Annotated in this window: 10 protein-coding genes; all 10 read left to right on the top strand. The window is 42.4% G+C overall.

Annotated elements, in window-relative coordinates; translation table 11 throughout:
* The first annotated feature begins 16 nt into the window (after positions 1-16).
* Positions 17-478: a MarR family winged helix-turn-helix transcriptional regulator gene (locus HMPREF2766_RS08325; protein ID WP_042902930.1), complete on the top strand. Its 462-nt coding sequence runs from the start codon at positions 17-19 to the stop codon at positions 476-478.
* On the top strand, positions 462-2,231 hold the full coding sequence (locus HMPREF2766_RS08320; protein ID WP_049520831.1) for an ABC transporter ATP-binding protein: 1,770 nt from the start codon (positions 462-464) through the stop codon (positions 2,229-2,231). Before HMPREF2766_RS08325 ends, HMPREF2766_RS08320 begins: the two co-directional genes overlap by 17 nt.
* Positions 2,221-3,981: an ABC transporter ATP-binding protein gene (locus HMPREF2766_RS08315; protein ID WP_070569255.1), complete on the top strand. Its 1,761-nt coding sequence runs from the start codon at positions 2,221-2,223 to the stop codon at positions 3,979-3,981. Before HMPREF2766_RS08320 ends, HMPREF2766_RS08315 begins: the two co-directional genes overlap by 11 nt.
* 95 nt (positions 3,982-4,076) lie before the next feature.
* The gene (locus HMPREF2766_RS08310) at positions 4,077-4,580 is read left to right on the top strand and encodes a phosphatase PAP2 family protein (RefSeq protein ID WP_070569250.1); all 504 of its coding nucleotides are present in this window, start codon (positions 4,077-4,079) and stop codon (positions 4,578-4,580) included.
* Positions 4,581-4,693: 113 nt separating this feature from the next.
* On the top strand, positions 4,694-5,140 hold the full coding sequence (locus tag HMPREF2766_RS08305) for a LytTR family DNA-binding domain-containing protein (RefSeq protein ID WP_042902924.1): 447 nt from the start codon (positions 4,694-4,696) through the stop codon (positions 5,138-5,140).
* 5 nt (positions 5,141-5,145) lie between these two features.
* Entirely contained in the window at positions 5,146-5,820 is a 675-nt protein-coding gene (locus HMPREF2766_RS08300) for a LiaF transmembrane domain-containing protein (protein ID WP_070569247.1), read from the top strand.
* 104 nt (positions 5,821-5,924) lie between these two features.
* Complete coding sequence (rpmB, locus tag HMPREF2766_RS08295) at positions 5,925-6,113, top strand: 50S ribosomal protein L28 (RefSeq protein WP_001140948.1); 189 nt, start codon at positions 5,925-5,927, stop codon at positions 6,111-6,113.
* Between the two features lie 152 nt (positions 6,114-6,265).
* Positions 6,266-6,631, top strand: coding sequence for an Asp23/Gls24 family envelope stress response protein (locus HMPREF2766_RS08290; RefSeq protein WP_000216434.1), 366 nt, complete (start codon positions 6,266-6,268; stop codon positions 6,629-6,631).
* A 2-nt stretch (positions 6,632-6,633) separates the two neighbouring features.
* Positions 6,634-8,301 (top strand): DAK2 domain-containing protein, encoded by a 1,668-nt coding sequence (locus HMPREF2766_RS08285; protein ID WP_070569243.1) that lies wholly within the window; start codon positions 6,634-6,636, stop codon positions 8,299-8,301.
* Between the two features lie 176 nt (positions 8,302-8,477).
* Positions 8,478-13,396 (top strand): YSIRK-type signal peptide-containing protein (locus HMPREF2766_RS08280; RefSeq protein ID WP_070569613.1); only part of this gene is annotated, 4,919 nt, incomplete at its 3' end.

Raw genomic sequence — 13,396 nt, 5'->3', positions numbered from 1 at the left:
TGAGAAAGGAGCAATCATGGACAAGCCAATGTTAATATTCAAACGTTTTGGACACCAGGTTCATCTGATGGTACAGAAAGAAGCCAAGCGTTGTGGCATTGAATTTATGGGTGGACCGCAAGGGCAGGTTCTGCGTTTTTTAGATTGCCAAGAACAGTCTGAAAATCTGGTCTTAATTAAGGATATCGAGCAGGAACTCAATATTACCAAATCTGTGGCGAGTAATTTAGTCAAGCGCATGGTGCAAAATGGTTTGGTTGAGCTAGAGGCCAGCCCGAGTGATAAGCGGGCAAAATTTGTTCGCCTGACGGAGAAATCGCGTTCGCAGATGCAAAAAGTTAAAGCTTTTTTTGATCGGATTGATCAGAGTCTGCTAGAGGGGGTTTCAAAGTCAGACTTAGCAATCTTTGAAAAGGTCCTCAGTCAGTTGCAAGAAAATGTTGAGAAGATAGGAGGAGAGAATGAAGAAACTCGCTAAACGTATTACAGGAAAAGAGTGGGGAATGATCGTCCTTACGATTCTGTTCACTTGTTTCTCGGTCTATCTCGAGTTAGAGGTGCCGACTTATATTTCGCAAATTACAGAATTACTGGGAACGTCTGGAACGCAGTTGGGTGAACTCTGGTCACCAGCTGCGAAGATGATTGGTTTGTCTTTATTGGCTTTCTTTTCATCTGTTATGGTTGGTTTCTTTGCCGCTCGCGTTGCAGCATCCTATACAACCCATCTACGTAGAGACGTATTTCATCAGGTTTTAGATTTTTCGCAGACAGAGATCAAGCGCTTTTCAATCCCAAGTCTCTTGACTCGGACGACCAATGATATTACCCAGGTACAGATGCTCTTTACCATGGGCTTGCAAGTGGTTACTCGTGGGCCAATTATGGCTATCTGGGCCATTGGAAAAATCCTTGGGAAATCGGAATACTGGCTGTGGGCAGTCGTTGTGGCTGTTATTGTCAACGTCTTGATGACCACCGTTCTCATGACTCTGGCCTTTCCAAAACAATCGGTTATCCAAAAATTGACAGATAAACTCAATAGCATCACTCGTGAAAGTTTGACTGGGATTCGAGTTGTTCGCGCATACAATGCGGAAGATTACCAAGATGAAAAATTCGAAGCAGCCAACGATGAAGTCACTCGTCTCAATCTCTTTGTCAATCGATTGATGGCTATTATGAATCCCATTATGATGGCGATTTCGAGCGGTTTGAGTCTGGCTATTTACTGGATTGGTGCCTATATCATCAACGATGCAAGTTTGACAGAACGTCTGCCACTCTTTAGTGATATGGTAGTCTTCATGTCCTATGCTATGCAGGTCGTGATGGGATTCCTTCTCATGGGAGCACTCTTTATCGTTCTTCCTCGTACCTTGGTTTCGGCAGGACGTATCAACCAAGTTTTGGATTTGCATCCTTCTATTAAGAATCCGAGTCAAGCACAGGCTGCAGATTCTTCAGTTCAAGGACAAGTGGAATTCCGTGATGTAAGCTTCCGATACTCTCAAAACTCAGAAGCAGTTGTGGAACATGTTACTTTTAAAGCCGAAGCAGGTCAAACAGTTGCCTTTATCGGATCAACTGGATCTGGGAAATCTACTCTAGTCAACCTAATACCTCGTTTTTATGATGTCTCATCTGGTCAAATCCTAGTAGATGGTGTCGATGTGCAAGATTACAACTTGGAAGACTTGCGTAATAAGGTCGGCTATATCCCACAAAAAGCTGTGCTCTTTTCTGGAGATGTTAAGGGTAATCTCGACTTTGGTAAGAGTAAAGAAAGTCCTCTCAGCGAACCTGCTATGTGGCAAGCTTTGGAATTGGCTCAATCTAAGAACTTTATCGAGGATAAGGAAGCAGGTCTGTCCTCTGAAGTAGCCCAAGGTGGGACCAACTTCTCAGGAGGTCAAAGACAACGCTTGGCTATTGCCCGGGCCTTGGCTCGTAAGCCAGAGATTCTTATCTTTGATGACTCTTTCTCAGCCTTGGACTACAAGACAGACCGGATCTTGCGCCAAGAATTAGCTGAAAAAACACAATCCTTGACTAAGTTAATCGTTGCTCAACGCATCTCAACCATCATGGATGCCGACCTGATCTTGGTTTTGGATCAAGGTAAAGTCGTGGGACAAGGCACCCACAAAGAACTTCTAGCTACTAACGAAGTCTACCAAGAAATTGCCTACTCACAACTATCGAAGGAGGAATTGGAAGATGGAAAATAAAAAAGTTTCGGTCTGGAAACAGTGCAAACCTTATATGGCAGGCCTCCAACTCCCTCTCCTAATAGCAGTTGTGGCTGCAGTCATTTCAAGTATCATTACCGTTTATGGTCCAACTAAGATTAAAGAAATTACTAACTTGATTTCAGATGGCTTGGCTACAGAAATCGACTTGGTAGCTGTGTCAAACATTGCTGGATTTTTGGTTGTTCTGTATGTATTTGGAGCTATCCTTAATTATACACAGGCCTATATCTTTTCAACGAGCATTCAGCATTTTTCAAAACGCTTGCGGACAGCAATCGCTGAAAAAATCAATCGTTTGCCACTTGGCTATTTTGACCGTCATTCACAAGGAGATACCCTTTCGCGCGTGACCAATGATGTGGATACAGCAGCGCAATCTCTCAACCAAAGTCTAGGGACAGTTCTTTCAGCTAGTTTCTTGTTGATTGCTGTCTTGGTGACCATGTTTGGGATGAACTGGATTTTGGCATTGGTAACCGTTATATCAACCCTTGTTGGTTTTGCGGCGGTTTCCGTAATTATGGCCAAGTCACAGGGTTATTTTAAAGCCCAACAAAATAATCTAGCAGCCGTCAATGGTTACGTAGAAGAAATGTATTCGGGACACAATGTTGTAACGAGCTACAACGCAGTGGACACCTCCAAAGCGAGATTTGCTGATTTAAACCAAGACTTGCATGATAGTATCTGGAAATCTCAGTTTATCTCTGGTATCATGATGCCAGCCATGTTCTTTGTTGGGAACTTTAGTTATGTCTTAGTCATCATCGTTGGGGCCGCGCTGGCGTTAGAAGGGCATATCACGATAGGGATTATTGTAGCCTTTATGGTTTACGTACGGACCTTCTCCCAACCTCTGTCACAGATTGCCCAAGGGATTACGAGCCTGCAACAAGCGAGTGCAGCCATGACTCGTGTATTAGAATTTTTGGCTGAAGCAGAGATGCAAGATGAATCTCATAAGGACAGACAATTGAACAACATGAAAGGGGAAGTGGTTTTTGATCACGTGTCCTTTGGCTATACACCAGAGCGCACTATCATCCATGACTTCTCTGCGACAGCTCATGCTGGTCAAAAGGTTGCCATTGTTGGGCCGACTGGGGCTGGTAAGACAACCATTGTCAATCTTTTGATGAAATTCTATGAGATAGATAAGGGAAGTATCCGTATCGATGGCGTGGATACCAAGGACATGAAGCGTTCGGAAGTGCATGATGCCTTTTCAATGGTCTTGCAGGATACTTGGCTCTTTGAAGGAACGATTCGAGAGAACCTGATCTATAATCAGACAGACATCAGTGATGAACGAATGATGGAAGCCAGCAAGGCTGTGGGAATCCACCACTTTATCATGACTTTGCCAGACGGTTACGACACTATCTTGGACGATACAGTGACTTTGTCTGTCGGACAAAAACAACTCTTAACCATTGCTCGTGCTTTGCTGAAGGATGCACCACTCTTGATTTTGGATGAAGCGACATCTTCAGTTGACACACGTACAGAGGAGTTGATTCAAAAAGCCATGGACCGTTTGATGGAGGGTAGAACCTCCTTTGTCATCGCCCACCGCTTGTCAACTATTCGTAATGCAGATTTGATTCTTGTCATGAAAGATGGCAATATCATCGAACAAGGCAATCATAATGACCTGATGGCCCAAGCTGGCTTCTACGCGGATCTCTATAATAGTCAATTTACAGAAGATGATGCAGAAGAATAAACCTCAGAAGGCTTGACGGCCTTCTTTTTCTGCACTATACTAGAAGACAAGTGCCTCACCTAGAGGTAAAAATAAAGTGATAATGAGAAGAATACATGAAAAATTATCAAGAATGGTATCGAAATATCAGCTCCAGGCTCACCAGCCATCCCACCCTTCTATTTCTGTTACGCAGTTTTAATCGCTTGATGACAGTAGCTATGCCCCTGGTCTATCTGACCTTACTAGTCACCACTTACCTGCAGCTAGGACTTGGGAAGCAAGTTGTGGTCTATTTGCTTGTCCCTGCCACAGGCTTTGTGATCTTGTCCCTTTTTCGTAAGAAAATCAATCACCCACGCCCCTACGAAACTTGGGATATCCGTCCCCTGCTTGAAAAAGATAGTTCGGGACAGTCGATGCCCAGTCGCCATGTTTTTTCGGCAACCATCATCTCCATGGCCAGTCTGCATGCTAGTCTACCTGTTGGCTTAGCATGCTTGCTCTTCTCAGCTTTGCTGGGCTTGGTGAGGGTTTTAGGGGGCGTTCATTATCCCAAGGATGTCTTGGTTGGCTATGCTTGTGGTCTGGTGTGGGGATTCCTTTTCTTCCTATTCTGACATGTAAGTTAAGCTAGTCCTACAACCACTTACTGCTTCAAATTGACCACTTGCTTTTTTGCCCTTGTATTCCTAACTTAGCTTTGATATAGTAGAGTCAGAAAGGAGATGTGATGAAGTTACGAATTGAGATTGACGGCGATTTAGAAGAAACTGAAATTGTCATCAAGACACCCACTTTGACAGATGAAATTGCAGATTTGCAGCGGCTCTTGCAAGAGTCAAAGGCTCCGAGGTTGACTTTTTACAAGGGGACAGGTGAATATTACCTAGACCTTTCAGAAATTCTCTTCTTTGAAACAGAAGGGAGCAAGATCTACGCTCATAACCAGAAGGAAGCCTATGAAGTTCGTCTCAAACTTTATGAGTTGGAGTCCATCTTGCCTCGTTATTTTAGTCGAGTTTCCAAGTCAACGATCGCAAACATCCGTCAGATTTACTCAGTGGACAAGTCCTTTTCAGGAACGGGTACCATTTCCTTTTATCAGACGCACAAGGAGGTTCATGTCTCACGACATTACCAATCCCTCCTAAAAGAAAATCTAAGAAACATGAGGTAAAAAACATGAAAAAGAAAGCATTTGGTATTGTTTTATTGGTTTTAGCAGCTTGGATCTTGCTGCAAGGGAATTTTGGAATTCCTTCTTTGGATGGCAAGATATGGCCTTTGCTAGGAATTGTTTTTTTTGCTTATAAGTCCATTGAGTCCATCCTTAGACGCCATCTAACTTCGGCAGTTTTTACAGGTTTACTGGCGCTCATCATTGCAAATTATTCGTATGACTTGTTGCCAGTTACCAATCATTCTCTCATCTGGGCTAGCATCTTGGTGGTACTCGGAGTTGGTTATCTGACGCATTCAAGTAAGTTCTGGAATGAAAAAAAATGGTGGTACGATGGGAAAAAAACAGTCGTCACGGATAAGGAAGTCGCTTTTGGTAGCGGGACCTTCTATAAGCAAGATCAAGATCTCGTAGATGACCAAGTGGAAGTCGCTTTTGGGGATGCTAAAATCTACTATGACAATGCAGAGATGTTAGGTGATTTTGCGACTTTAAATATTGAAGTGGCTTTCGGGAATGCAACCGTCTATGTTCCACAACACTGGCGTGTCGATTTGAAAGTAGAAACCTCCTTTGGTGCAGCTAAGGCAGATGCTCCTGTAGCGCCAACTAGTAAAACTCTGATTATCCGTGGGGAAGTTGCTTTTGGTAAACTTGGAGTTGTTTACGTTAAATAAAAAAATAGTTTAGGCCCTTGATAAATTCAAGAAAGTGTGATAACATAGTACGGTATGTGGTGCTAGCACATCCGCTATATTAGATCTAATAGGAGGAAAACACAATGGCTAAAGTATGTTACTTTACAGGTCGTAAGACTGTATCAGGAAACAACCGTTCACACGCGATGAACCAAACAAAACGTGCCGTAAAACCAAACCTTCAAAAAGTTACTGTTCTTATCGATGGTAAACCTAAAAAAGTTTGGGCTTCAGCTCGTGCTTTGAAATCAGGTAAAGTTGAACGCGTTTAATAAAAATGAAAAGACCAGTTAGGTCTTTTTCTTTTGCTCTAAGTATAAAACCATTTGAAAAATAGAGTAAATATCCGCCGATACAGCATTCTGCTTTTACACTTGGGCTGAAATATGATAAAATAAAGTATCAACTAGTTGAGGTAAAAAAAATGACTGTAAAAATTAATACAAAAGATGGTCAAATCGAACTGACAGATGAAGTGATTGCAACCGTAGTAGGTGGTGCCGCAACTGAGATTTTTGGTGTGGTCGGTATGGCTAGTAAAAATGCCCTCAAAGACAATTTCCAAGCCCTTCTTGGTAAGGAAAATTATTCTAAGGGTGTTGTTATAAAAGCAGCCGAAGATGGTAGCATTGCAGTTGATGTTTATACCGTATTGAGCTACGGAGTAAAGATAAGCGAAGTGTCAAAAAACATTCAAGAGCGTGTTCGTTTTAGTTTAGAAAATCAACTAGGAATTACTGCTCAGACTGTGAATGTCTACATTCAAAATATCAAAGTTGTAGGAGAATAATCGTGTCAAAAATTACTACCAGTTTATTCCAAGAGATGGTGCAGGCTGCATCAACTCGTTTGAATAAGCAAGCAGAATATGTCAATTCATTGAACGTCTTTCCAGTTCCAGATGGAGATACTGGGACAAACATGGGAATGACCATTGAAAATGGTGCCAAAGAAGTAGCAGACAAGCCTGCTTCTACAGTTGGAGAAGTAGCGAGCATTCTTGCTAAAGGTCTCTTGATGGGTGCGCGTGGGAACTCAGGGGTTATCACTTCTCAGCTCTTCCGTGGCTTCTCTCAGGCTATCAAGGAAAAAGATGAATTAACAGGTCAAGACTTGGCTCTTGCCTTCCAATCCGGTGTCGAAGTAGCTTATAAAGCAGTTATGAAACCAGTTGAAGGAACCATTTTGACTGTTTCTCGTGGAGCGGCTATTGGGGCTAAGAAAAAAGCCGAGGAGACAGATGATGCTGTTGAGGTCATGCGTGCAGCCTTGGAAGGCGCAAAAGCAGCTTTGGCTAAGACACCAGAAATGCTTCCAGTCCTTAAGGAAGTTGGTGTGGTAGACTCAGGTGGTCAAGGTTTGGTCTTCATCTACGAAGGATTCCTTTCAGCTCTTACTGGTGAATACAGTGCTTCTGAAGACTTTGTAGCGACTCCTGCAAACATGAGTGAAATGATTAATGCAGAGCACCACAAGTCTGTAGCAGGTCATGTGGCAACTGAGGATATTACCTTCGGTTACTGTACAGAGATTATGGTAGCCCTCAAACAAGGTCCAACTTATTCTAAGGACTTTGACTACGATGAATTCCGTAACTACTTGAATGACTTAGGCGACTCACTGCTTGTTGTCAACGATGATGAGATCGTCAAAGTTCACGTCCATACAGAAGATCCAGGTCTTGTCATGCAAGAAGGTCTCAAATATGGTAGCTTGATTAAGGTAAAAGTGGACAACATGCGTAACCAACACGAGGCGCAAGTTGAAAAAGAAGCAACTCAAGGCAACAAGCCTGCTGAAACAAAAGAGTATGCCCTTATCGCAGTAGTAGCTGGTCAAGGTTTAGCAGATATCTTCCGTGCTCAAGGTGTGGATTATGTTATCGAAGGTGGTCAGACGATGAACCCTTCAACAGAAGACTTTATCAAGGCTGTTGAACAGGTCAATGCTCGCAACATCATCTTTTTGCCAAACAACAAAAATATCTTTATGGCAGCTCAGTCTGCGGCTGAAGTGCTTGAACAACCTGCTGTTGTGGTAGAAGCACGTACAATTCCTCAAGGATTGACCAGTCTTCTTGCCTTTGACCCAAGCAAATCAATCGAAGAAAACCAAGAACGCATGACTGCGGCCCTTGGTGATGTCGTAAGCGGTAGTGTAACAACTGCTGTTCGTGATACAACTATCGATGGATTAGCAATTCATGAAAATGACAATCTTGGTATGGTAGATGGGAAAATCCTCGTGTCAAACCCTGACATGCACCAAACCTTGACTGAAACATTGAAACATATGTTGGACGAAGATAGTGAAATCGTGACTTTCTATGTCGGTGAAGACGGAAGCGAAGAACTTGCCAATGAAATTGCCCAAGAAATCGCAGAAGAATTTGAAGATGTTGAAGTAGAGATTCACCAAGGTCAACAACCCGTATATCCATATCTTTTCAGTGTGGAATAATCGTGAAAATTGAGTAAAAACAACAGAAGGAAGCTGGTTTTACAGCTTCCTTTTTCTATGCAAATGGAGTTATAAAGAAATTTCTGTAGAAATGAACATTCTATTGGAAATTCTATTTACTATAAGTTATAATGATAAAGCTGTTATGTTAGATTAAGTATGAATATAAAGGAGAAATGATGAAGAAAAAAATTTTTAATCAATCTTTTTCCCGCTTTTCAATTAGAAAGTTAAGTGTTGGGACCTGTTCGGTATTGCTAGGAACTTTTATGGTCATGGCTACTTCTCCAGTGCAAGCGGATGAAGCTCAAGTCAACAATAAGGAACAACAAACGCAGGCGGAAATTCAACAGAAGGAAAAAAGTGCTGAGAATGGACAGGAAGTCATTTCTGAACCTCAAAAAGAAGCTACACAGAACGAAGCAGTTAAGGACCTGAAGGATAAAGCTGAGCCGTCCAAAACAGAAGTATCTGCACCAGTCGCTCAGAGCCAACCAGTTTCTCAAGTTGACAATATCAAGGAAGCGAGTCAGCCTTCTTTAGATGAGGAGAAAAAGCAATCTCTAGAATCAACTCAAACTGAGCAGAAAAGCAAGGAAGAAAGCGGTTCTAGTGGAAAAACTTCTTCAAGACGCAAGAGATCGCTAGATGAAGTCAATGCAGAATTTAAAACTCATTCGCCAATCAAAGAGATCCATGCGGTAGATAGTGTTCGTGAGTCCTTGACTTTTAGTATTACTGGGCACGAAGCAGACTATTCTGGTGGGTATATTAAAATTCATTTCCAAAATGGTAAGGCGATTAAATTGACCCCTTCTCCAGTTGGTGGTGTAAAGTTCAGCCAAGAAAAAACGAATGGAGACCTTGATTTAAAGATAGAACCTACAAATCTGAGAGGTGGAGCAAACTATAACTTCGTCTATACTTTTCAGATGGATCCTTTGACGCAGAACTGGGGAGGTGCTGTCCAAGCCATTGGGCCGGACCATAAAGTGACAGCGACTGCTAAGCTCTATGACAAAAATGGCAATGTCCTCAAAGAACTTGGAAGTATTGAACACACGTGGAAAGTCTTAGAAAACGGTGTAGGGGGTCTGACACCAATGTCTAATAATCAGGTCATTGGCTACGATCGAAACAATGATGGTATCGTTGACGAAGATTCGTCTCGTGTGTCCTTCTATCTATTTAATGGTGCGAAAGATCCTAAGAATAATACGGCAAGAAATGATTACTTCAACTATGGAAATGGTGTCTTTGATGGTCGTATGATCAATGGTATGGGGATTAGTGATGTCGGTGGCCATATTATTGATCCTGTCACATCCTATACCTATAATATAGAGTTAAAAGAAGGCTATGAGTTGACAGATGAAGCCAAAGCTCTAGGATGGACTGCCGATGCGACGGGTTACCATCTGACGATTAATAGAGCAAATAATCCGCTTCAAGATATTAATAACAATAAAAACAAGCTCATTCCAATTTCTTTCAAGTTAAAGAATGCCAAAGTAGCGGATATTAATAGAAAAGCGCAAAAGCTAACTGTGACGGGTATCTATACAAAAGCAGATGGGACTAGCTATCAAAATACGGTCGTTCTGCCTTATACTCTCCTTGTTCAAAAAACAGACCAGTCAGAGTCTTCTCTCTTTGAGTTTAGACACTATAATCAGTCTGACTCGGAGATAATTCGTTCTTATGGTGAAACAGAATACCGTTCTAATGTTCGACTTTCATCAGTCGCTGAGGTTGAAAAAGATTATCCTATCAATGACTACACTTTCACTCATAAAATACAGGATTCACGAGAGTCTTATCGAGAAGTAAACGTGATTGAGGAGCGTCAATGGAATGAATTTTTCTCTTCACCGGACGCATCCGTAGAAGTATACAATAAAGCTACAGGTGAGTTATTAGGTACTTTTAATAGTAACACCCGTAGTCTACGATTGACGGAAGAGCAAGATGTGAAGGAACTGGAGTACAAGTTTAAAAATATCAAGATGAGGAAGTCCTCAACAAATGATACTTCGGCATTTTTTTTCCAGACAAAAACACGTTTTAATAATTGGGAAAGTCTCTATAAAGATTCGACGATTAGTAAGTTGGATTCTAGAACGGATTCCACTTTTAACAATACGCGTAACACGGTTTCCTTCTCTCAAACGGCTTCAGCTGAATTGACGCGTGTTATCCAGCAAATTTCAATGATTGGGCGAGTTCGAACGGATGTTTTCAATCGACATACAGATGCTTCTGGTTTTAAGGAAGATTTTATCACAAGGACTGCGGGTAAAGACACCCCTACTCAGAACTTCGCAAACTTGACGGGAGTTTACCATCTGGCTTATTTGGCTGATCCACAATTAAACTTTAGTGGAAACCCTAATTTTAAGGTTTATTATAATTACAAAGATACTGGAAAAACTCTCTACTATGCTCAAGTAAAGGGAACCCCAGACTCACCTATGCCCCCAACTCTTTTGAAATTAGAAAACAAGACGATTCCAAATGGGACCTATACCTATAAAGCGATTGCTTTTTGGGACGAGGAACTTCCTGACGTTCAAGCTCAGAATGGTTATGACTTGGGGGAGCTAGATGGGATTACAGTTACCTCGAAAAATTCGGTTTCTTATGACTTTGATGTGATCGTACAGGCTTCTGAAGCGAGTGGTGTCTACTCTGAAGTGAAGAGAGCTACAGATCAACACTTTGCCTACAATACCCAAGAGCACTATCCTGGTGATGAGATTGATTTCAGAGTGACCTATAAAAACGCAGCTAAACAGTCAGTTTCAGATGTATATGTCTTATCTTCTTTGCCGATGAAAGGTGATAAACAGCTGGAATCAAGAAATCGTGGATCGGAGTTTACCGTTCATTTGACAAAAGCTCTAACACCACCTTCAGGCTGGGGAGTTCAATATAGTCGTACTGCGGGCACTGCTACAGAAATTAATGCTTCACAGTGGCTCACAGCAGACCAAGTGTCGGATTGGTCAGAGATTCGTGCAATTCGTTGGCATTCGACTGCTCCGGTTGCTGCTGGAAGTAGGATTCAGTTTCCTATTGATGGAGCAGTTATCGGGCAAGATACTGCCCCAGGTGCTACGGCTTATCTTTCTTCGGCACTGGCAAATGGCAGTTCCAAGTACACTGAGTCCAATAATGTTTCAATCCAAATGTCTACCAAACTGTCATCTGCAAGTTTCACCTTTGTGGATATAAACGATCCGTCTAAGGAAGTACAACTAGGAGAGGTAGACACAGTTGTAGGCAAACCTAATGGACCAATTTCTTATGATCCTGCTCGTCGAATTAAGGAATTGGAAGATGCAGGATATGAACTGATTAGTAACGATTTTACAGATCATACCTTTGGTGACTCGACTAGTCCAAAACAATTCAAGTTTCAGTTTAGACACAAGATTACAGAACTAACCGAAACTGTTCGTGGAACTCGTGAAATTGATTATGAATATCTCAAAAAAACAAACCATTCTGATTTATCACTCCTTGCTCCAAAGCATGTTGAGACTCATTCGTTTACTCGAACCAAGAGAATTGACCAGGTTTTAGCGAAACGGCAACCAAATGATGCGACAGCTGGTGTGACATACTCAGCCTGGTCTGCAGACCAAACTTGGTCTCAAGTGATTTCTCCTGAAATTCCTGGCTATTATCCAAGAGAGGATATTGATGCAAACACAATGTCGGGAGAAGGAGCTCTCGATGAATATTTATTGACCGCGGATGATCCTAGAGATGAAGAGTTGGAAAAAGAATTTACCTGGTATCGGGTGGTGTATTATGTTCCACTTCCAGTTGTCCCTTCAGCAAGTGCAGCGAAATCTAAAGGCCTTCAAGGGCAGAAGCAAGCAGCAACGATTCGATTTGATGAGGATAGAGCAAGCGAGAGCGAGGTCCACTTTACAAAAGGGACAACAACCATTAATGGAGCAAAGAAATCCGTTGACCTAGTCCAAAGCAGTGTCTTTCTTTATGATGAGAATGGACAAAAGGTAACTTCGCTAACCATTGCCAACCAAGGGACGTACGATTTAGATCTTGTAAATAAAACAATTGTCTTTACTCCACTGAAAACCTTCTATGGTCCGGCAACTCCAGTTCGAGTTGGAGTGGTGGATAAAAATGGAGAGTCGGCTGTAACGACCTATACCCCAGTTGTTGAGAAAGTAACGCCAACTGGTACAGGTGATATGACAGAAGGTCTGCAAGGTCAGGTCCAAGAAGGTAAAGTGACCTTCACTCCAGGCCATGACTCAGTTCCATTCCCAGCGGATTCGACACCACTATTTGACAATGGTACAACTGTGAAAGAAGTACCAAATGTTGGTAAGTTCGAAGTGGATGCAGATGGCAAGGTGACCTTCACCCCAGATAAGCAATTCAAGGGGGAAACACCAGAACTTGAATTGACTCGTGTGGATGCCAACGGAACTCCTGTTACTGTCAAGTACCAAGCGGTGGTGAAAGAAGTAGTTCCAACCAGCACTAACGCAACTAGCACGGGTCCTCAGGGTGTTCCACAAACAGGAACTCCAAGCTTCCAAGGTGGCGACCCACTGGTTCCAATCGATGAAACTGTGGCAGCGACATTTGAAGATGGATCAACTGAAAAAGTGATTCCAGGTGAAGGAACTTACACGATTGCATCAAATGGAACTGTGACCTTCACACCAGACAAGCAGTTCGTTGGTACACCAGAACCAGTCACAGTCAAACGTGTTGATAAGAATGGCACTCCAGTCACTGCGACCTACAGTCCAGAGTTTACGAAAGTAACCCCAACTGGTTCAGGTGATAAGACAGAAGGACTTCAAGGTCAAGTCCAAGAAGGTAAAGTGACCTTCACTCCAGGCCATGACTCAGTTCCATTCCCAGCTGATTCAACTCCATTATTTGACAATGGTACAGCTATGAAGGAAGTGCCAAATGTTGGTAAGTTCGAAGTAGACGCAGATGGCAAGGTGACCTTCACTCCTGATAAACAGTTCAAGGGTGAAACATCAGAGCTTGAATTGACTCGAATGGATGTCAACGGAACTCCTGTTACTGTCAAGTACCA

Source organism: Streptococcus sp. HMSC076C08 (assembly GCF_001810825.1).
Lineage (GTDB): Bacteria > Bacillota > Bacilli > Lactobacillales > Streptococcaceae > Streptococcus.
The sequence above is the reverse complement of the archived record's forward strand: the minus strand, read 5'-3'. Positions and strand labels throughout refer to the sequence as shown.

Coding starts and splice junctions, on each gene's coding strand:
- HMPREF2766_RS08320 (WP_049520831.1), top strand. CDS start 462: ATGAAGAAACTCGCTAAACGTATTACAGGAAAAGAGTGGGGAATGATC.
- HMPREF2766_RS08290 (WP_000216434.1), top strand. CDS start 6,266: ATGACTGTAAAAATTAATACAAAAGATGGTCAAATCGAACTGACAGAT.
- HMPREF2766_RS08300 (WP_070569247.1), top strand. CDS start 5,146: ATGAAAAAGAAAGCATTTGGTATTGTTTTATTGGTTTTAGCAGCTTGG.
- HMPREF2766_RS08315 (WP_070569255.1), top strand. CDS start 2,221: ATGGAAAATAAAAAAGTTTCGGTCTGGAAACAGTGCAAACCTTATATG.
- HMPREF2766_RS08305 (WP_042902924.1), top strand. CDS start 4,694: ATGAAGTTACGAATTGAGATTGACGGCGATTTAGAAGAAACTGAAATT.
- HMPREF2766_RS08310 (WP_070569250.1), top strand. CDS start 4,077: ATGAAAAATTATCAAGAATGGTATCGAAATATCAGCTCCAGGCTCACC.
- HMPREF2766_RS08325 (WP_042902930.1), top strand. CDS start 17: ATGGACAAGCCAATGTTAATATTCAAACGTTTTGGACACCAGGTTCAT.
- rpmB (WP_001140948.1), top strand. CDS start 5,925: ATGGCTAAAGTATGTTACTTTACAGGTCGTAAGACTGTATCAGGAAAC.